General features: G+C 76.5%; 13 protein-coding genes. 5 read left to right on the top strand and 8 right to left on the bottom strand.

Annotated features, from left to right (window positions below; all coding sequences use genetic code 11):
- Positions 1–203: 203 nt before the first annotated feature.
- The 5 genes from ACF07S_RS27005 to ACF07S_RS27025 all read right to left on the bottom strand — a co-directional run bounded on the left by ACF07S_RS27005 (position 204) and on the right by ACF07S_RS27025 (position 7,804).
- A complete protein-coding gene (locus ACF07S_RS27005) occupies positions 204–2,486 on the bottom strand; it encodes a lantibiotic dehydratase (protein ID WP_391975340.1) in 2,283 nt (760 codons plus the stop codon).
- 242 nt (positions 2,487–2,728) lie between these two features.
- A complete protein-coding gene (locus ACF07S_RS27010; protein WP_391966714.1) occupies positions 2,729–2,983 on the bottom strand; it encodes an acyl carrier protein in 255 nt (84 codons plus the stop codon).
- Positions 2,980–3,990 (bottom strand): threonine/serine dehydratase, encoded by a 1,011-nt coding sequence (locus tag ACF07S_RS27015; RefSeq protein WP_391975341.1) that lies wholly within the window; start codon positions 3,988–3,990, stop codon positions 2,980–2,982. Before ACF07S_RS27015 ends, ACF07S_RS27010 begins: the two co-directional genes overlap by 4 nt.
- Positions 3,987–5,480, bottom strand: a complete 1,494-nt coding sequence (locus tag ACF07S_RS27020) for an amino acid adenylation domain-containing protein (RefSeq protein WP_391975342.1) — start codon at positions 5,478–5,480, stop codon at positions 3,987–3,989. Before ACF07S_RS27020 ends, ACF07S_RS27015 begins: the two co-directional genes overlap by 4 nt.
- A complete protein-coding gene (locus tag ACF07S_RS27025; protein WP_391975343.1) occupies positions 5,480–7,804 on the bottom strand; it encodes a lantibiotic dehydratase in 2,325 nt (774 codons plus the stop codon). The genes ACF07S_RS27020 and ACF07S_RS27025 overlap by 1 nt, the downstream gene beginning before the upstream one ends.
- Before the next feature lie 258 nt (positions 7,805–8,062).
- Here ACF07S_RS27025 and ACF07S_RS27030 point away from each other — a divergent pair, with 258 nt between their 5' ends.
- Positions 8,063–8,314 carry an MbtH family NRPS accessory protein gene (locus ACF07S_RS27030; RefSeq protein WP_184765747.1) on the top strand — a complete coding sequence of 84 codons (252 nt, stop codon included), beginning with the start codon at positions 8,063–8,065 and terminating at the stop codon, positions 8,312–8,314.
- A 351-nt stretch (positions 8,315–8,665) separates the two neighbouring features.
- Positions 8,666–9,406: a Type 1 glutamine amidotransferase-like domain-containing protein gene (locus ACF07S_RS27035; protein ID WP_391975344.1), complete on the top strand. Its 741-nt coding sequence runs from the start codon at positions 8,666–8,668 to the stop codon at positions 9,404–9,406.
- A 150-nt stretch (positions 9,407–9,556) separates the two neighbouring features.
- Here ACF07S_RS27035 and ACF07S_RS27040 read toward each other — a convergent pair whose 3' ends face one another.
- Positions 9,557–10,195 (bottom strand): response regulator transcription factor, encoded by a 639-nt coding sequence (locus ACF07S_RS27040; protein ID WP_391975345.1) that lies wholly within the window; start codon positions 10,193–10,195, stop codon positions 9,557–9,559.
- Positions 10,192–10,803 carry a LuxR C-terminal-related transcriptional regulator gene (locus ACF07S_RS27045; RefSeq protein WP_391966720.1) on the bottom strand — a complete coding sequence of 204 codons (612 nt, stop codon included), beginning with the start codon at positions 10,801–10,803 and terminating at the stop codon, positions 10,192–10,194. The genes ACF07S_RS27040 and ACF07S_RS27045 overlap by 4 nt, the downstream gene beginning before the upstream one ends.
- 532 nt (positions 10,804–11,335) lie before the next feature.
- Here ACF07S_RS27045 and lanM point away from each other — a divergent pair.
- The 3 genes from lanM (at position 11,336) to ACF07S_RS27060 (ending at position 17,831) form a co-directional block, all read left to right on the top strand.
- Positions 11,336–14,452, top strand: a complete 3,117-nt coding sequence (lanM, locus tag ACF07S_RS27050) for a type 2 lanthipeptide synthetase LanM (protein ID WP_391975346.1) — start codon at positions 11,336–11,338, stop codon at positions 14,450–14,452.
- Positions 14,453–14,529: 77 nt separating this feature from the next.
- The gene (locus ACF07S_RS27055) at positions 14,530–14,724 is read left to right on the top strand and encodes a hypothetical protein (protein WP_391966722.1); all 195 of its coding nucleotides are present in this window, start codon (positions 14,530–14,532) and stop codon (positions 14,722–14,724) included.
- Between the two features lie 194 nt (positions 14,725–14,918).
- Complete coding sequence (locus ACF07S_RS27060) at positions 14,919–17,831, top strand: AAA family ATPase (protein WP_391975347.1); 2,913 nt, start codon at positions 14,919–14,921, stop codon at positions 17,829–17,831.
- 22 nt (positions 17,832–17,853) lie between these two features.
- On the opposite strand, the gene ACF07S_RS27065 is transcribed toward ACF07S_RS27060, so the two are convergent.
- Positions 17,854–19,104 (bottom strand): MFS transporter, encoded by a 1,251-nt coding sequence (locus tag ACF07S_RS27065; protein WP_391966724.1) that lies wholly within the window; start codon positions 19,102–19,104, stop codon positions 17,854–17,856.
- Positions 19,105–19,116 lie beyond the last annotated feature (12 nt).

The following is a 19,116-nucleotide window of genomic DNA, read 5'->3' on the forward strand; positions in this document are numbered from 1 at the left end:
CCGTCCGGCGACCGGAGGCTGAAGACCGAGCCGAGATCGCGCGAACCACTCGGGTGCGCGACGAACGCACACGGCGCGTCGCCGTCCGGGGCCCGCCGTGCCTCCGCCGGCCACGTTCGGGTGAGGCGCCCGCCCGTGAGCCGGCGTCCGCACAGCTTCGTCGCGGAGGCCGGCGGAGCGTGCCGCCGGACGGCAGCCAGCGGTCAGCCCGCTGCCGTGTCGAACGCGACGAAGCGCAGTTCCGAGGTGTACCTCCGTCCCTCGTCGTCGCGGAGCCAGGTCTGCTCCGGAGTGGGCAGCATCTCCGTGAACGTGACCATGCCCTGCTGATCCCGGCGGCCCAGTCGGCGCAGCGCCTTGGCGAGGATCGTCACGTAGACGGGGCTGTCGAAGTCGACGTAGAACGGCCGGGACTCGGTCGGCGAGACGACGAAGACGTAACGGGGCAGGCCGAGCCGGGCGCGCCAGCGGCGGGCGCGGACGAAGCGGCGGGCCTCGTCCTTGTCGTCGGTGAAGTCGGCTTCGGCCGCGGGCAGTCGCCAGGTCTCCCGGGCCACCACCAGCCGGTCGAGGGTGACGCGCGGAGTGTGGCCGTCCTGCGGCAGGAGCTGGAAGAGATCCATCGACAGGGTGGTCAGGACGTGCGAGAAGACGTCCGTCACCGGGAACCTCGCACCGTCCGGGAGCCGGACGACGAGGTCGCCCTCGTGCTCCTCGACGACGGCGTCGGCGCTGCGCACGGCCCGGGGACGGGTGGGGTCCGCGGTGAAGTCGGTCAGGGCGACCTGGTAGTCCTGGGGCCGTGTCAGCGTGTGCCGGACCCGGGTGGACAGGCGCGCGCGGTGCTCCTTGGGGAGCAGCGGCAGCAGGCGCGGGCCGGGGTGGTCCCGGTCGGTGAGACGGACCAGCTCGCCGACGTCCGGGTGCTGGTGGGTGAAGAGGGAGGCGCCCAGCGTGTTGGCGGCCAGGTGGAGTTCACCGAGAACGAGGGTGAAGTCGCCGCGGGCCACCGCCTCGGTGCCGTCGGCGGCGATCATGATGTCCGGACTGAGGTAGCGGGCAGCCGTCCAGCCGCCGGAACCGGGGAACTCCTCCCGCACCGCCGCCTCGATGTCCGCGGAGCGGACGTCCACGCGGCGGGCGCCCGGGGGGACCGCGAGGATCCGCCGCCAGGTGGCGGCGAACTCCTCCTGGAGTTCGCCGGCGGTGGCGCGCACGGTGCCGTGCAGCACCGGCAGGCACGCGAACCAGAAGGCGGCCAGGTCCACCGGGCCCTCGGAGGCGAGGCGTTCGTACACCGGGCGCATACCGGTCCGCAGCGCGGCGGCGAGCCGTGAGGTGAGCCATCCGGCGCTGTCCATCAGCAGCCGCAGCGGACGCAGCGCCTCCAGCACCTCGGGGCCGAGGCGAGCCGTCGCGGACCGGCGGGAGTCGTGGTACACGAGCGCCCGGCACGGCGCGGTCGACGCGGACTTCTCCCGTACGGCGGCGGTGTCGGTCAGCTCGGTGAAGTCCCGCTCCAGATCGGTCAGCGCGCCGACCAGCGCGTCCACGTCGCGGGCGGCCGCCACCGCCGCGCGCCCCTCCTCCAGCCGGTCCAGCGCGGCGAGCCCGCGCCGGCGCGGTCCGGGCGCGCCGACGGTCTCCAGCCAGGTCCGCAGGTCCCGGTCCGGGTGGGTGCCCGCAGGGACCTCCAGGCGCCACGCCACCCAGCGGCGGGCGACCAGGTCGGTGAGGACGGCGGGCACGTCGTGGTCCGGGAGCGCGGCGGCGATCGCCCGTGCCGGGCGGACACCGTCGCAGAGGGCGAGGACGGCCGCGGTCTCGGCGGGGACCGTCACCGGCCGCCTGCCGGGCACGCGGACCCGGCCGCAGTCCACCGTGACGAAGGGCACCCGGCGGGGGGCGATCCACTCGCGCAGGCCGGGGTCGGCGTCCAGTGTCCTGGCAAGCGCGTCGATGCCCCAGCTCGCCCAGTAGACGGTGGACTCGGCGACCAGTCCGGACCCCGTGTCGAGGGCGGCACCGGGCGTCGCGGCGTCCCAGCGGCCCCAGCCGACGGGGCCGAAGAAGCCGATGGTGTCGTTCTTCACGCAGAACCGCTGCCAGTAGTGGGCGACCAGCTCCTCGCGCTGGCGGGGCATGCTGCTGCGCTTGTCCACACCCGGCGTCCAGCGCAGGAACGGCGCGATGCCGGAGGTGAGCACCGGGCGGTTCTGCCAGGCCACGGCCTCCCGGAAGGACGGCAGGCGGGCGATGTCCTGGAGGGTGTGCGCGCTCTCCACGGCGGCCTCGGCGAAGAGGCGGGCGAAATCCTCCCAGGGGGCGCCGTCTAGGGGGGCGTCCGCGTCGAACTTGTCGGCGGCCTCGGCCAGTCCGGGCGGGGCCAGGCGCAGCACGCCGTCGGCGGGGAAGCCGGGGCCGCGCAGCGCGAACTGCTCCCACAGGCGCCAGCGGCCGAGGGACGGTGGGAGGTCTTCGGTCATGGCAGGGCTCTCCTTGCGGGCGCGGGGGACGGACGGGCGGAGGGGCACGGGCCCGCCGGGTGGGCGGCGAGCGGGGTGGGGGCGGGCGGGGTGGGGGCGGGCGGGGTGGGGGCGGGCGGAGACCTCGTACGGGCGGACGGGGTGGCTGTCCGGCGGTGGGTGTGGAGGGGCGGCGGCCCGCACCGGGCCGCCGTCCTCGTGGGGGCGGGGCGCACGGTGGGTGCGCGGTGGTGGCCGCGGGGTCAGGCGCGGCCGTAGTCGGTGTCGACGACCTCGGCCAGGTCCCGCGGTGTGGGATAGGCGAAGACCAGGGAGACCGGCACCTCCGCGCCGAGGAACTCCTCGAGGCGGCCGGTGATCTGGAAGGCGGTGAGCGAGTCGCCGCCCGCCTCGTAGAAGTCGGTGTCCTCGGTCGCGTCGGACAGGCCGAGCACCTCGCGGAAGATGTCGACGAGCAGGTCGGCGGTGCGGGTGGCGGTCGCGGCGTTCTCGGTCATGATGCGTGCTCCTCGGTGGTGGTTGCCACGGTCGTTCCCGTGGGGTCGCAGGTTCCTGCCTGGTGCAGGGTGTGCAGGCGGGCGGGGGTGTTGCCGCCGGAGACGACGGCCACCGCCCGTTCGCGGCGGCCGGCCCGCAGGGCTCCGGCCAGTGCGACGGCTCCGCTGGGTTCGGCCTCGACGCCGAGGCGGTGCAGCAGGGCGGCGGCGGCGAGGATCTCGGCGTCGCCGACGGCGATCAGGTCGTCGGCGCGGTCACGGATGATCGGGTAGGGAACACGTCCCGGCCGCTGGCCGCGCAGGCCGTCGGCGACGGTGGTGCAGGGCGGCAGCTGGACCGGGCGCCCGGCGGCCAGGGAGCGGGCGTAGCGGGGTGCGCGGGCCGGTTCGACGCCGACGACCCGGACCGGGTGGCCCGCGGCGGCGAGGCAGACGCCGGCGAGGAGTCCGCCGCCGCCGGTCGGGACGTACACCGTCTCGGTGTCGGGGGCGTCGGCGAGGAGTTCGGTGCCGACCGTGCCCTGCCCGGCGACCACCAGGCGGTGGTCCGAGGAGGGGACGAGGGTGGCGCCGGTCTCCTGCGCGAGCGCGCCGGCCCGCTCCTCCCGCTCGGCCACTCCCCCGCCCACTCGGACGGTCTCGGCGCCCAGCGCGCGGATGGCGGCGGTTTTGGCGGGGTCCGCGCCCGCCGCGAGGACGACGGTCAGGCGGATGCCGAGGGAGCGGGCGAGCCGGGCGAGGGCGATGCCGTGGTTGCCGGACGAGCCGGTGACGACCCGCTCGGCCCCGAGCGCCAGGAGGGCGTTGGCGGCTCCGCGCGTCTTGAACGAGCCGCCGTGCTGGAGGTGTTCGGCCTTCAGCAGCAGCTCCGTGCCGTGCGCCGGCACCGGGCCGCTCAGCAGGGGCGTGCGGCGGACGTGCGGGGCGATGCGGGCGGCGGCCGCGGCGACGTCGGCGGGGCCGGGCAGGGCGGTGGCCGTGACCGGCCGCAGCCCGGTGGCGGTCACGGGGCGCTCCCCGCGACCAGCCGGCGGCGGTCCGCCTTGCCGCCGCGGGTGGTGGGCAGCGCGTCGTGGCGCCGGAAGTGCCGGGGCATCAGGTGCGGCGGCAGCGAGCGGGCCAGGTGGGCGCGCAGTTCCGCGTCCGTGGCGGCCGGGCCGCCGGTGACGTGGGCCACCAGGTACGTGCGTCCCCGGTCGTCGGTGTGCGCGGTGACCACGGCACCGCTGACGCGGGGATGGGCGAGCAGGGCCCCTTCTATCTCGGCGGGGTCCACGCGGTAGCCGCGGATCTTGACCTGCCGGTCGGTGCGCCCGGCGTAGACGAGGCCCTGCGGGCCCCATTGTCCGAGGTCGCCGGTGCGATAGAGGCGGGCGCCCGGCGGACCGCAGGGGTCGGGCACGAAGCGCTCGGCGGTACGGGCCGGGAGCCCGCCGTAGCCCCGGGCGACGCCCGCGCCGCCGATGTACACCTCCCCCACGGTGCCCTCGGGAACGGGTGCGAGGTCGGCGTCGAGCACCCGGACGACCGTGCCGGGGCGGGGCACTCCGACCACGTCCGTGGCCGTGTCGGGCTCGGCGGGGACGCGGTGGCGGGTGGTGGTCATGGTGCACTCGGTCGGGCCGTACTGGTTGACGAGCGTGCCCGGGACCGCCCGGCGTCCGCCGGCGGCGAGGAAGGGGCGCAGGGACTCGCCGCTGGAGGCGACCAGGGTGACGCCGTCCAGCGGGTCGGGCAGATCCGGTTGCCCGGCCAGGTGGGCCAGGAAGGACGGGGTGGTGCTGAGCAGTGCGGTCACCCGGTGTTCGCGTACGGTGCGGGCGAAGTCGGCCGGCCGCAGCAGCCGGGAGCGTTCCACGATCACCAGGCGGGCTCCGGCCAGCAGCGGGGCGAAGGTGTCCCGGATGGAGGCGTCGTAGCCGAGCGGTGCCGTCTGCAGGGCCACGGTGTCCGGGCCGAGCCCGAAGGCGCGGGCGGTGTCGCGCAGGTAGGCGTCGAGCGCGTGGTGCTCGACGAGGACGGGGCTGGGTTCGCCGGTGCTGCCGGAGGTGTGGCTGACGTAGGCCAGGGCGCGCGGGTCGACCCGGGCGGGCGGTGCCGCGGGCCTCTCCGGCGGGGTGGCGGGGCCGTCCAGCAGGATCGTGGGCAGGTCCGGGTCCAGGGCGCGGATGTGTGCGGAGGTGGTCAGCAGCAGCCGGGTGCCCGCGCTCTTGACGAAGGCCGCGAGCCGGTCGCGGGGCTGGGCCACGTCCAGGGTGAGGAAGGCGGCTCCGCAGCGCAGGACCGCGGCCATGGCGGCCACCGCGTCGGCGCCGTGCTCGACGGCGACGGCGCACACCGTCTCCGGCCGGACGCCGTGGGCGCGCAGCAGCCGGGTCAGCTCGTCGGTACGGGCGGCGAGGCGGCCGTAGGTGACCTGCCCCGCGGGGGTGTCCAGCGCGACGCGGGCCGGGTGGCGGGCCCCGTGCGCGGCAAGGTCGTCGGCGACGGTGCGCATCACGCCTCCCGGGTGCCGGCGACGGTCAGGTCGACGGCCACGAAACGGAGTTCGGAGGTGTAGCGGTGCCCGTCGGCGTCGGTGAGCCAGGCCTGTTCGGGGGTGGGCAGCATCTCGCTGACCTTCAGGCGGGCCCCGGGGTCCTTGCGGGCGAGCCGCCGGGCCGCCTTGGCGAGGATGGTGACGTACACGGGGCTGTCGAAGTCGACGTAGAACGGGCGGGGTTCGGCCGGGGAGACGACGAACACGAAGCGGGGCAGGTCGTGGCGGCGCTGCCAGTGCCGGGCGCGGACGAACCGGGCGGCCTCGTCCTTGTCGTCGGCGAAGTCGGCTTCGGAGACGGGCAGTCGCCAGGTCTCCCGGGCCACGGTCATGCGGTCGATGGTGATGCGCGGGGTGTGCTCGCCCTCGGGACGGAGGGTGAAGCGGTCCATGACGCGCTGGGTGAGGGTGTTGGCGTAGGCGTCGAGGACGTCGTGGACGGTGCCGTCGGGCAGGACGGCCGTCAGGCGGCCGTCCCGGTCCTCGACGCGGACGTCCGCGCCCGGCACCGAGTTCGGGCGGTACGGGTCGCCGGTCTGGTCGACCAGGGTCACGTAGTGGTCCTCGGGCCGGTCCAGGGAGGGCCGGCTGCGGGTGGACCACTTCAGGGGGAGCTCCTTGGGCAGCGTGGGCAGCAGGCGGGGGCCGGGGAAGTCGCGGGTGGTCTCGGCGACGAGCCGGTCGCGGTCGGGGTGCTGGTGGACGAAGAGGGAGGCGCCCATGGTGTTCAGCGCGCAGTGCATCTCGCCGAGGACGAGGTCGACGTCGCCACGGGCGAGGGCGTCCGCGTCCTCGGCGACGACCAGGACGTCGGGGCTGATGTAGCGGGCGAGGGACCAGCCGTCGCCGGGCTCGTCGAACTCGCGGCGCACGCGGTCGGCCAGCTCGGCCGTGGTCAGGCGGACGCGGCGGGCGCCCGGCGGGAGGTCGAGGATGCGGACCCACTTGGCGCGCAGTTCGGCCTGGGCGGCGTCGATCAGGTCGCCGGCGTCGGGGTGCGGGGAGGGCAGGGTGTGCATCCACAGGGTGGCGAGGTCCACCGGGGTGCCGTCGGCGCTCAGGCGGGCGTGGACGGTGCGCAGCCGGGCGCGGACGGCGTCGGCGAAGCGGTTCGTCATCCATCGGGCGGCCGTCAGGCACAGCTGGAGGGGTTCCAGGTGCTCCAGCAGGGCGGGGCCGGCCGTGGCGGTGGCGGACCGCCGGGAGTCGGAGTACACCAGCCCGCGGCAGGGGGCGGTGCGGGCGCCCTTGGCGCGCTGGGCCTCGCTGTCGGTGAGAGCGGCGAAGTCTGCCTCCAGGGAGCCGATCGCGGCGGTCAGCGCGGCGGCGTCGGTGCCGGCGGCGCGTACGGCGTCCCGGCCGCGCTCCAGCACGGCGAGCCTGTCCAGGGCCCGGTCGCGGGCGGCCTCGTCGGGGACGCGCTCGAGGATCCGGCGCAGGGCCAGGTCGGGGTGGGTGGCGGCGGGCACCTCCAGGCGCCGGGCCACCCAGCGCCGGCGGACCAGTTCCTCCACGGTGTCGGCGACCTCGTCGGGGTCCAGGTCCAGGTCGGCGGCGATGGCGGCCGTGTGCCGGGTGCCGTCGCAGTGCCGGAGCACGGCCTGCTGGAGCTCCCCGACGGGCTGGGCGGGCCGGCCCGGGACGCGTACCGCGCCGTCCTCGCAGCGCACGAAGGACATCCGGCGCGGCGGGATCCACCGCATCAGCTCCTCGTCCTCGGCGAGCACCTTGGCCAGGGCGTCGACGGCCCAGCCGGAGAAGTAGACCTCCTGCGCGGCGAGGAAGCCACGGCCGGCGTCCACGGTGACGGCGTGCGGCGCGGACGGGTCCCAGCGGCCCCAGCCGACGGGGCCGAAGAAGCCGATGGTGTCGTTCTTCACGCAGAACCGCTGCCAGTAGTGGGCGACCAGCTCCTCGCGCTGGCGGGGCATGCTGCTGCGCTTGTCCACACCCGGCGTCCAGCGCAGGAACGGCGCGATGCCGGTGCGCAGCACGGCCGGGTTCTGCCAGGCGAGGGCCGCCTGGAAGCGGGGCCGGCCGGCGATTTCCTGGAGGTGGCGGGCGGTGTCCACGGCTGCCGCCGACAGCTCCCCGGCGAAGGCCTGCCACTCGGGTCCGGACAGATCGGTGCCGGGGCCGAACTTGTCGGCGGCCTCGGCCAGGCCGGGCGGGGCCAGGCGCAGCACGCCGTCGGCGGGGAAGCCGGGGCCGCGCAGCGCGAACTCCTCCCAGAGCCGCCAGCCTCCGCCCGGCAGCAGGACCGGTGCGTGCTCGTCCGACATCACGTGCTCCTTCCGGAAAGGGGGTGCGCGGGGAGGCCCACGGCGCTCGGCCGGGCGGTGGCCGCCGCCGGGACGCCGGGCTCCCCGGCAGGGCAGCACCGTCCCGCGCCGGGGCGGCGCGGCACCAGAGAAGATCCGGCAGCAACGCGCGCCGCGGGCTCGGCGCGTTCGTCCCTGCCCCGGGCGGGCGGACGCCCGGCACGCTGTCGGCGTCGGCCCCGACCTGCGGCCGGCCCCACCACCTGCGGGAGGTTCAGCATGACGCAACCCGACTCCACGACCGGCGCGGGCGCCGACGAGGCCCGTCCGGACACCGACGAGGTGTACCTCGTGGTGCGCAACGACGAGGAGCAGTACTCGATCTGGCGGGCGGACCGCGAGGTGCCCGCCGGCTGGCACCCGGAGGGCACGCGGGGCAGCCGGCAGGAGTGCCTGGACCACATCGACGTGGTCTGGACGGACATGCGCCCGCTCAGCCTGCGCCGCCGGCTGGCCGGGGCGGATGTCTGATCCACGGGCGGGCCGGCTCCTGGCCCCACCCGCGCACGCCCCGGCGCCGGCGCCGTCCGGTCCGCCGTCCGCGGACGTGCTGGACCCGTCCGGGCCGCGGCACCGGGGTGGGGCGTGCGGGACGTCCCGGTCCCGGCGGGGTACGCGGCGGCGGCTGCGGACGCCCTGACGGTGGCGTACGGGCGACCACGGCGGGGACCGGTCCACCGGGCCGGTCCCCGCCGTGGTGTCGCGGCGTCCTCGCGCGGTCCGGCGCCCCCGCGCCGTCCGGGGCCCCGCGCGGCCCTGGGGCGCGATGCCTTCACCAATGACTCACCGACACAAGGGAGTTGGCACGCTACGATCGTCGGCGTGACCGCTCCGGAACCGACCATCGTCGCCACCTCCGGAGGTCATCGCGTCGGCGCACGCACCCGGGTCCTCTTCGACGCCCTGGTCCACCACGCGGTCGATCTCTCCGGTGTGCACGGCAGACGCCCCCGCGTCCTCTACCTGGGTACGGCGGTGGGCGACGCCGAACACGTCACGGCACGGGTGGGCGAGGCCGCCCGGGTGGCGGGCTTCGACCTCACCCCGCTCCACCTCTTCCCGATGCCGAACGTGGACGACGTCGAGGGCACCGTGCTCGGCCACGACGTGGTCTGGGTGATGGGCGGCTCGGTGGTCAACCTGCTCGCCGTGTGGCGGGCGCACCGGCTGGACGAGATCCTGCGGCGCGCCTGGCGCGCCGGTGTGGTGCTCGCCGGGGTGAGCGCGGGTTCCCTCTGCTGGTACCAGGGCGGCACCACGGACTCCTTCGGTCCCGAACTCCGTCCGGTCACCAACGGGCTGGGGCTGCTGCCGTACGGCAACGGGGTGCACTACGACAGCGACGCAGGCCGGCGTCCGCTGACCCACCGGCTGGTCGCCGAGGGCGTCTTCGCGACGGCGCACTGCACCGACGACGGTGTGGGGCTGATCTACCGCGGCACCGAGCTGGTCGAGGCGGTGGCGGAGCAGCGGGACAAGGGCGCCTACGTGGTGTTCCGGGACGGCGACCGGGCCGTGGAGGAGCGGATCGAGCCGCGGCTGCTGCCCGCGCCCCCCGGCTGACGGCCGGTCCGGCGACCGCCGGGAACCGCGGACGGCCGGCCGCGGGGGCGGGAGCGCGCCTGCGGCCCGTGCGGCCCCTCGTCCTCCGCCGCCGTTCGCGCGTCCCCCTCCTCGGGTCCTCGGGTCCTCGGGTCCTCGGGTCCCACCGGGTCACACCAGGCCGTGGCGCACGGCGTGGGCGACGGCGTGGGCCCTGTTGCGGGCCTGCAGCCGGGCCATGATCTCGTAGATGACGTTTTTGACGGTGTGTTCGGAACAGCGCAGCAGCAGGGCGATGTCCGCGTTGCCGTGGCCCTCGGCCATGAGGCGCAGTACCGAGGCCTGACGCGCGGTCAGGGCGGGCCGGCCGCCGCCGGCCGGGTCCCCGGGGCGTGGACCACTGCTCAGCAGGTGGGAGAGGTCCGGGTAGGGGATGCTCGGGTGCGGGTGGGCCGCGCGGCGCACCGCGGCCACCAGGTTCTCCTCGGTGAGGTCGGCGGCCCGCAGGACGACCGCCCCGGCCCGCAGCGCGAGCCGCAGGTCCGTCCGGTCGGCGGTGTCGCACACGAGGACCAGTGGACCGGTGTCCCGCCGGTCGCGCAGGGCCCGGGCGGCGCCGGCGGCGGCGACCACGGTGACCACGGTGACGGTCCCGGGCGGCGCCGGCGGCGGCGCACAGGCCAGCCCGGCGCGGCGGGCCACGCAGCGGACGCGGTCCGCGCCGGGCGAGGGCGTGATGCGCAGGACGAGGGGCGCGGACGTCGTGCCGGCACCGGGCACGGGGGGCGCGGCGGTCAGGGTCGCGGTCACAGCAGGCCCGCCCGGAGCGCGTAGGCGACCGCGTGGGCGCGGTTGCGCAGCCGGAACCGCTGGGTGATGTCGTGGACCACGGTGGTCACGGTGCGCGGCGAGTAGGCGAGCCGCTGGGCGATCTCGGCCGTCTCGTGGCCGTCGGCGAGCAGCCGCAGCACCGAGCGTTCCCGGTCGGACAGCATGCCGTCGGTCCATCCCCCGGTACCGTGCCGGGCGTCGGCCGGGCGGTCCAGGAGCTGTTCGAGCAGACGGGGTGGCAGGGTGCAGTCGTCGCGGGAGGCGGCCAGCACCGCGTGGGCGAGGCGGGGCGCGTCGGCGTCCCGGCGCGGCAGCAGGCCACGGGCACCGGCGGCGAGGGCGTGCAGGGCGTCACCGGAGGCGAGGGCGCCCGCCACCAGGACGACGGCGGGGCTGTGCCGCAGGGCGCGGGTGGCGCGCACCATGTCGAGTTCGGCCGGTCCGGGACGGTCCACGGTGAGGACGGCGACCCGCGCGTCCGCGGGCTCGCACACGGTCAGGTCCGGGCAGGCCAGCAGGGTGGTGCGCGTTCCGGCCTCCAGCACCGGGTCGAGGGCGACCACGCCGACGGTCACGGGTGCTCCCATCTGCTACTCCTAGGAAGTTCGTCCGCCCGGTCGTACGCGCTCCGGGCCGGTTCTGCGGTGGGGACTGCGCATCACCGTGCCGTGGGCGGGGGTGCGTCGGCATCGGTAACCGGCCCCCACCTTTCCGGCCACCGGGACCGCCCCCGTCGGTACCGGCTCCCCCGCGACCACCGCGCCGCCCGTCGCACCGCGGCCGCCGGCGGGCCGGCGCGGCGGCGGTGATCTGCGGGCGGGGGCCCGGGGGCCGGTGCGGGAGCGGGTGGAGCGGCCCCTGGGGGTCCGTACCCCGAGGAGCGGGGGCGCGGGGGGTGCCGACGCACCCGCCGGGGGCGGGCACAAGGGCCGAACACGCAGAACCGCGTTTCCCCGCGGCGTCCCCTCACCCATGCGCACCGAGCCGGTACCCAGGCCGCCGACCTGCGGCTTCCGCGGACCGGTGGCGGGTCGGCGCACCGGGTGCGGCGGGGGCCGCGCAGAATATGGGGGACGCTTACCCATGTGGGGGGCGCAGGGGTCTGCGACCTTCTTTCACGTGACCGAGACCGCCAGCCTCCCGACTCCCCGGAGCGCCGACCTCCCGCCCTCGTGGTGGGCACCGGCGCTGTCCCTCACGGAACGGCTCGCCGCACCCGGCCTTCCCGGGACGCCCGCCGAAGCCGCCGCCGGCCCCGCCCCGTGGGCCGTCGGGGACGCCGGGGGCTTCGCCCTGCGGCTGGCCCACCTCGGTGTGGACCGGGCCACGGCCGCGGCGCTGGCCGCCGAGCCCGCCGAGCGGCTGGCCGCCCGCGCCGTCAAGCCCGGCTGGGCGCGGTATGCCGAAGCCGTCCTGGCCGGCGCCTCCCGGGAGCCGGCGGAGCCGGTCGGCCGGAGGGGCGAGGGGCCCGACGCCTTCGCCCCGGTCGTACGGCCGCTCGTCGCCGCCGCCACCGCGCGGCTGGCCGAACTGCTGCCCGCGGACGCCGAACCGGCCGTGTGGCGGGAGGCGCTCGCGTGCCGCCTGACGCACCAGCTGGTCCGTCAGGCGGCACGGACCCTGGTCCACGAACTCGACACGGCACGGCGCGGCGGACGGCTGGCCGGGGCAGGCCCCCGTGAGCGGTTCGACGCCTTCACCGCCGCCACGGGAACCCGGCAGGGCCTCGGCGCGCTGTTCGCCTCCCGCCCGGTACTGGCCCGGATGCTCGCGCAGACCGCACTGGACGCGACCGCGGCCACCGCCGAGCTGGCGGCCCGTTTCGCGGCCGACCGGGAGGACCTGACCGCCGGGCTCCTCGGCGGACGCGACCCGGGCGAGCTCACCGGCGTGGATCTCGGCCGCGGGGACGCCCACGAGGGGAACCGGTCCGTCGCGGTCCTGCACCTCGCCGGCGAGCGGCTGGTCTACAAGCCGCGTCCGCTCGGCCAGCACGCCCTCCTCGACGACCTGGTGGGCTGGCTCAACGCCAAGGTACCCGGGCTGGACCTGCGCACCCCGCGCAGTCTGCGCCGCGAGGCGTACGGCTGGCTGGAGTTCGTCGAGCACCGCTGGTGCCGGTCGGTGACCGAGACCGACGCCTTCTACCGGCGCCAGGGCGCGCTGCTGGCCCTGCTGTACGCGGTGGACGGCGCCGACATGCACTACGAGAACGTCATCGCCTGCGGCGACCAGCCGGTCCTGGTGGACGCCGAGACGCTGCTGCACACCGGGCTCGCGCAGTCCATGACGGCGGGCGCCGATCCGGCGGCGGACGCGCTGCAGGCATCCGTGCACCGCACCTGTCTGCTGCCGCACCTGCTGATCGGCGAGCACGGGGCGCTGGACGTCTCCGCGCTCGGCCGGTCCACCGACGGCACCTACCCGAGCGAGGGCCTGCGCTGGCGGGACAGCGGTCTGGACACCATGCGGGCCGTGCGCGGACCGCTGCCCAGCCCCGCGGCGCACAACCAGCCGCTGCCCGCCGGCCGTCTCCTGGAGGGCGCCGACCACCGGGCCGCGCTGCTGGAGGGCTTCCGTGCCGCGTACACGGCGCTCGCCGCCGACGGGCACGAACTGCTCCGCGAGGACGGCCCGTTGGTGTCCGGCGCGGACCGTCCCGCCCGGCTCGTCGCCCGCGCCACCCGCCTGTACGCGACACTCCTCGAGGAGTCCGCCCACCCGTCGCTGCTCGGCGACGCGCTCGCCCGGGAGGGGGTCTTCGCGGTGCTGTGGACGGAGTCCGAGCACGACGAGGCGCGCCGTCGGCTGGTCGAGCACGAGACGGCGGCGCTGTGGCGCGGTGACGTCCCGCTGTTCACGCACCGGCCGTCGGGGACCGCGGTGCGGGCCGACGACGGCACGTGGCTGCCCGGCCTGCTGCCGGTCGCGGGCCTGGCCTCGGTCCGGGAGAAGATCGCCCGGATGGACGAGGTCGACTGCCACGACCAGGAGTGGATCATCGCGGCCACGATCGCGGCACGGGGTGCGGGGTCCCCGCTGGACCGGCCCCGGTCCGAACTGGCGGTGGAGCCGGTGCCGGCCGTCGCGCCCGACGCGTCCCGGCTGCTCGCCGCCGCGTGCGGGATCGCCGACGAGATCGCCGCCCGCGCGGTGCGGGACGGGGGCCGGACCAACTGGCTCGGCCTGGAGCGGGTGTCCGGCCCGCACTGGGCGGTGCTGCCGATGGGCGCCGGACTCGCGCAGGGCTACTGCGGGGTGGCGCTGTTCCTGGCGCACACGGACGCGCTGGCCGGGGCGGGCCGGTACGCCGCGCTCGCCCGGGAGGCGGTCCGCCCGCTGCCGGCCCTGCTGAAGGCCCTGGCGGACGATCCCGAGCTGAGCGCGGCGGCCGGGCCGGGCGCGTACGACGGTCTCGGCGGCATCGTGTACGCGGTGCTGCGGCTGTCGGCGCTGCTGGGCCCGGAGCCGGCGGACTGCCTGCCCGACGCGCTCACCGCCCTCGGACACGCCGCGTCCGCCTCACCCGGTCCGGGGTTCGCCGGCGGCACGGCCGGAGCCCTGACCGCCGCCGTCGCCGTGCACGAGGCGACCGGCGACCCGGCGGCGCTGCGGCTGGCGACCGCCCTGGCGGACCGGCTGCTCGGCGCGGTGTCCGGCCCCGGAAGGGCCCCGGCGTCGGGGACCGCCGCCGCGAACGGCCTCCCCGCCGGTTTCGCCGACGGTGCCGCGGGCATCGCGTGGGCCCTGCTGCGGTACGCCGGCCGCCGCCCCCGGGAGGCCGCCGCGCACACGGCCGCCGCCCGGACGCTGCTGGACACCGCGCTGCGGGGCACCGGGGCGGCCCCCTCGGAGGCGTCCTGGTCCCACGGGCTCTCCGGGGCGGCGGCCGTCGCCGCCCACCTGCCCCCCGTACCCGGCCGGCCCGCCGCGGCCCGGCCGGTGGACCCCGACGTGGGCCCCGACCTCAGCCTCGGGCAGGGCACGCTCGGCGTGCTGGAAGCCCTGGCCGTACGCGCCGGACGGGGCGACCCGGCCGCCGCCGGAACGCTCGCCCGGCACGCAGGCCGGGCGCTCGCCCTCGTCGAGGCGCAGAACCACCGCTGCGCCACCCCCGACCACGTTCCCTCCCCCGGACTGCTCGACGGGCTGTCCGGCATCGGGTACGGGCTGCTGCGCCTCGCCCACCCCGGCACCGTCCCGTCCGTCCTGCTCCTGTCCCACCCCGGTCACTGACCGGCACGTCACGTCGAACCGAGGCACTTCCACCTCCACCCCCGTACCCTCGTACGGACATCAGAAGGGGATCACCGATGGACCAGCACCTGAACAGCGCCGCCGACGCCGCCGCGAACGCCGCCGGGGAGCAGGACGCGGCGGGCGGGATCACGCTCACCGGCCGCAACCGTGCCTGCGCCCGCGCCCGCGTCCTGGCCGGGATGGTGCTGACCAGCGGCATCGTCATCACGCTGACCTCGGTGGACACCTCGGTCTCCGTGCCGAACTGACCCCGCGCGGTCCTCACTTCGCGTGATGGCGCGGGCCCGCCGGGCGGGCCCGCGCCGCGGTGCGTCCGGCAGGACCTCCCGTTCCCGCCCCGGTGTACGGCCGCTTCGCGCCGGGGCCGGGCGGGTTCACGGTGCGTGGCCCCGCCGATGCGGACCGCCCCGGATCCCGACATCCTGATTTATCATCTGCGTTCATGCGTTCCCATGCGCCTTCCCTCGTCGGGCGGAACCCCCAACTCAGCCTGCTCGACAACGCCTTGGCCGAGGCGCGACAGGGACGGGGCGGCGTCGTCTTCCTGGTCGGTGAGGCCGGGGTGGGCAAGTCGCGGCTCGCGGCGGAGGCCGTGGGCGGCGCGCTCGGCTCCGGGATGCGGGTGCTGCGCGGCCGCAGCAGCACCACCGGGCCCGCGGTGCCGTTCCGTCCGCTGACCGAGGCGCTGATGCCGCTGTTCCGCGGCGGTGATCCCCTGGACGACGCGGCCCTCGGCCCGTACCGGCCGGTTCTGGGACGGCTGATACCCGAGTGGGACACCGGCGAGCGCGAGAGCAGCTCCATGGTGATCCTGGGCGAGGCGGTGCTGCGGCTGCTGCTGGCCGCAGGACGCGGGCAGGGACAGCTGTTGCTGCTGGAGGACCTGCACGACGCCGACCCCGAGACCCTCGGCGTCCTCGAGTACCTGGTGGACAACCTGGAGTACACGCCGGTCCTGCTGCTGGCCACCGTGCGGACCGATCTCAGCGACGCGCTGGACCTGGCGCAGTCCGCCCGCCGCCGGGGCGTCGCCACCCTCGCCGAACTCCCGCCGCTGACCCGGCCCCAGGTGGAGGAGATGACTGCGGCGCTTCTGGGGGTGGACGGCCCGCGGGAGGTGCCGCCGGCGGTCCCGGACCGCCTGTGGGAGGACAGCGCGGGCAGTCCCTACCTGGTCGAGGAACTGCTGCAGTCCATGATCGGGGCGGGCACCCTGGTGCAGGGCGGCGACGGCTGGCGCACGGTCGGCGATCTGCGGCGCGACGTCCCCTCCACGCTGGCCCGGGGCATCCTGCGCCGCATCGACCGGCTGGGCGCGCAGGGCCTGACGCTGCTGTCGGCCGCCGCGGTGCTGGGCCGCCGCTTCTCGCTCACCGTGCTCCAGCACATGACCGGCGTCGAGGACCGGACCCTGCTGAGCCATCTGCACGCGGGCGTCGCCGCCCGGCTGGTCATTCCCGACGAGCCCGCCCCCGACTGGTACTCCTTCCGCCACTCCCCCACCGTCGAGGCGCTGTTCACGCAGATGACGCCGGGGCAGCGCGCGGAACTGGCACGGCGCGGCGCGCGGGCCGTCGAGGAACTGCACCCGGGTCTCGACGGCGACTGGTGCGCGCTGGCGGCCGGGCTGCACTGCGCGGCCGGGGACCGGGTGGAGGCGGGGCTGCTCTACGCGGACGCCGGCGGGCGGGCCCTGGCGGCGGGCGCCCTGGGTTCGGCGGTGACACTGCTCAGCCGGGCCGAGGAGCTGCTGGCCGAGGCCGGTGATCCGCAGGCCCGGGCCTCGGTGCTGGAGGACCTGCTGCCGGCGCTCGCGGAGGCCGGTGACTTCGCCCGCGCCTTCGACCTTGCCGAGGACCTGCACGCGCTGGGCGGGGCCGGGCTGAACGCCGTACGGCTGGCCACGCTGCACACCCGGCTGGCCAAGGTGGCCCACACGGCGGGCCGGTGGAGCGACGGCAACCGGCAGGTCGCCCGGGCCCGCGAGGTCCTGGCGACGGCCCCGGACGAGGCGACGGCCGCCGCCGTCGACGTCACGGCCGCCTACCTCGCCCTGGACACCCCCGGTCCGGACCGCACCCAGCACGCGGAGAAGCTGGCCCGCTCGGCGGCCGACGCCGCCGAGCGGCACGGCCTGCCGGTCGTCGCCTGCCAGGCGCGGGAGCTGCTGGCCACCGTCGCCCGCGAGCGGGACCCCGAGGAGTCCGCGGACATGCTCCGGCAGGCCCTGGAGACGGCGGAGCGGCACCGGCTGCCCCTGCAGCGCATGTACGCGGCCACCCGCATGAGCGGCAACGCCTGGCTCGCCGAGGGCGACACCTCCGGCCTGCTGGCGGCCCGCGAGGAGGCGCTGCGGCTCGGCTCGGTGAACATCGTGCACACGGTGGACGGCATCCTCGTCCTGGACGCGGTACTGCGCGGTGACCACGAGACCGCGCGGTCGGCCGCGGCGGACTGCCTGGCGGTGGCGCGACGGCTGCGCCTGGCGCCCGTCGTGCGGTACGTCCTGATGGCGCGGGCCGCCCTGGAGGCGCACCGCGCGGACCGGGCGGCGATGGAGGCGGCGCTGGCGGCGTTCACCGAATGGGACGGCGCGGGTTCGCAGGAGGAGCCGCTGAGCCTCGGTCTGGCCCGGGCCTTCTGCGCGCTGCTGGAGGAGGACCGCGACCTGGCGCGCGCCGAACTGCGAGCGGTGCAGGCGCTGGAGGCGGACAACCCCTCCACGTACCACCTCGGCGGCATCCACGGCCTGGTCCTGCTGCTGGACGTGCTCGCCGGTGACGCGGACCGGACCCGGCACGAGGAGATCACCGCCTCCGCGATGGCCCGGATGCGGTGGAACCGCCAGTTCGTCCTGCTCGCCGACGCCGTGCTGCTGGGCCGGGAAGGCGCGGGGCCGCGCGCGGTCGCCGCGGTGGAGTCGGCACTGGCGGCAGCGGAACCGTATCCGCTCGCCCGGCACCTGGGGCTGCGGCTGATCGCGGAGGCGGCGCACCAGGACGGCTGGGGCGATGCGGTGGGCTGGCTGCGGCAGGCCGAGCACTACTTCCACGAGCGGGACGTCGCGGCCGTCACCGGCGCCTGCCGGGCGGCACTGCGCCGCTTCGGCGCCCCGGTGCACCAGCACCGCTCCGGCACCCGCTCGATCCCGCGGGAGCTGCGCGCCCAGGGTGTGACCGTGCGGGAGTTCGACGTGTTCCGGCTGCTCGCGGAGCGGCTCAGCAACAAGGACATCGCCGACCGGCTGTTCATCTCGCCCCGCACGGCGGAGAAGCACATCGCGAGCCTGATCACCAAGACGGGGGCGGCCAACCGCGCGGACCTGTGCGCGCGGTCGGCCGCCTCCCGGGAGTAGGTCCCGGCCGGCGAGGAGCCGTCTACCGCATCTCGCGCACCGCCCTGGACGCCAGCACCGCCAGGCCGGTCGCGGCGAGCACCGCGGCCGCCACCCCGAACAGGGCGGAGACGTCCCTGCCGGCCAGCGCCCCGCACACGATCAGCGACAGCGGGGCGACGGCGTAACCGAGGACCATGTCGACGGAGACGACACGGCCGAGCACGTCCTGCGGGATGTTCCGCTGGATCCAGCTCAGCCCGAACACGCCCTGGAATCCGATGGCGAAGCCCATGGCGAGGACGGTCGCCACGACGACCGGGGTGCTGTGCACCAGGCCGAGGACCGCCATTCCCGCGCCGAGCCAGCCGGCCAGGGCGGCCACCAGCAGGCCGACCCTGGGCCGCCCGCCGAGGGCGCCGCCGGCGAGCGTGCCGAGCACGGCCCCCGCGGCGAGGGAGCCGTTGAGCACGCCGAGCGTGGCCGAGCCGCCGCGCAGCACCTGGTCGGCGAGGGTGACGAAGCCGACCGTGAACGGCCCGGCGTAGCAGAAGTTGACGGCCGTGTCGAGGGCGACGATGGTCCGCAGCCGCGGGTCGCGGGCGGTGTACGTGATGCCCTCGCGGATGCGGGCGACGAGGGACGCCTGCTTCTCGGGCGTGCCGTCCGTGCCGGTGCGGGCCGCCCCGGGGCGGGTGCGGACGCGGGCCACGCACAGGCCGCACAGGGCGAAGCAGACGGCGTCGACGAGGAAGGCGACAGGCGCCTGGGTGAGTGCGATGGCCAGGCCGCCGATGGCCGGGCCGACGACGGCGGCGGTCCGCGCGCCGGCTCCCATCAGCGCGTTGGCCGGGGTGAGCAGTTCGTCGTCGACCACCGAGGGCAGGATGGAGACGCGCGCGGGCTGGAAGAAGGCGTCGACGGTGCCGAAGGCGGCGGCCGCGGCGCACAGCATCCACACCGTCAGGTTCCCGCTCAGCCCGGCCAGTCCGACGGCCGCCATCAGGACGGCTCGTGTCCAGCTGGAGGCGACCATGAGGGCGCGCGGGGACATCGAGTCGCCGAGGCTGCCGCCGACCAGGGTGAACAGGGCACGGGTGACGGCCTGGAAGGCCAGGACGTAGCCGAGGGTGAGGGTGGAGCCGGTCAGGTCGAGGGTGATCCAGGAGAACGCGACGACACTGAAGCCGTCGCCCAGCAGGGACAGCGCCTGCCCCGTCCACAGGAGCCGGAAGGACCGGTGCCGGACGGGGGCCCACAGACGTGGGCCGGCGCCGGCGAGGGTGGTGGCCATGGGGTGCCTTTC

It is taken from the genome of Streptomyces sp. NPDC016640, assembly GCF_043076215.1.
In the GTDB taxonomy this organism is placed as follows: domain Bacteria; phylum Actinomycetota; class Actinomycetes; order Streptomycetales; family Streptomycetaceae; genus Streptomyces.

Bases quoted from the DNA above. Each gene is read 5' to 3' on its own strand.
- ACF07S_RS27005 (WP_391975340.1), bottom strand. From the start codon at position 2,486: ATGACCGAAGACCTCCCACCGTCCCTCGGCCGCTGGCGCCTGTGGGAG.
- ACF07S_RS27055 (WP_391966722.1), top strand. From the start codon at position 14,530: ATGGACCAGCACCTGAACAGCGCCGCCGACGCCGCCGCGAACGCCGCC.
- ACF07S_RS27030 (WP_184765747.1), top strand. From the start codon at position 8,063: ATGACGCAACCCGACTCCACGACCGGCGCGGGCGCCGACGAGGCCCGT.
- ACF07S_RS27020 (WP_391975342.1), bottom strand. From the start codon at position 5,480: ATGCGCACCGTCGCCGACGACCTTGCCGCGCACGGGGCCCGCCACCCG.
- ACF07S_RS27025 (WP_391975343.1), bottom strand. From the start codon at position 7,804: ATGTCGGACGAGCACGCACCGGTCCTGCTGCCGGGCGGAGGCTGGCGG.
- ACF07S_RS27010 (WP_391966714.1), bottom strand. From the start codon at position 2,983: ATGACCGAGAACGCCGCGACCGCCACCCGCACCGCCGACCTGCTCGTC.
- ACF07S_RS27065 (WP_391966724.1), bottom strand. From the start codon at position 19,104: ATGGCCACCACCCTCGCCGGCGCCGGCCCACGTCTGTGGGCCCCCGTC.
- ACF07S_RS27060 (WP_391975347.1), top strand. From the start codon at position 14,919: ATGCGTTCCCATGCGCCTTCCCTCGTCGGGCGGAACCCCCAACTCAGC.
- ACF07S_RS27045 (WP_391966720.1), bottom strand. From the start codon at position 10,803: ATGGGAGCACCCGTGACCGTCGGCGTGGTCGCCCTCGACCCGGTGCTG.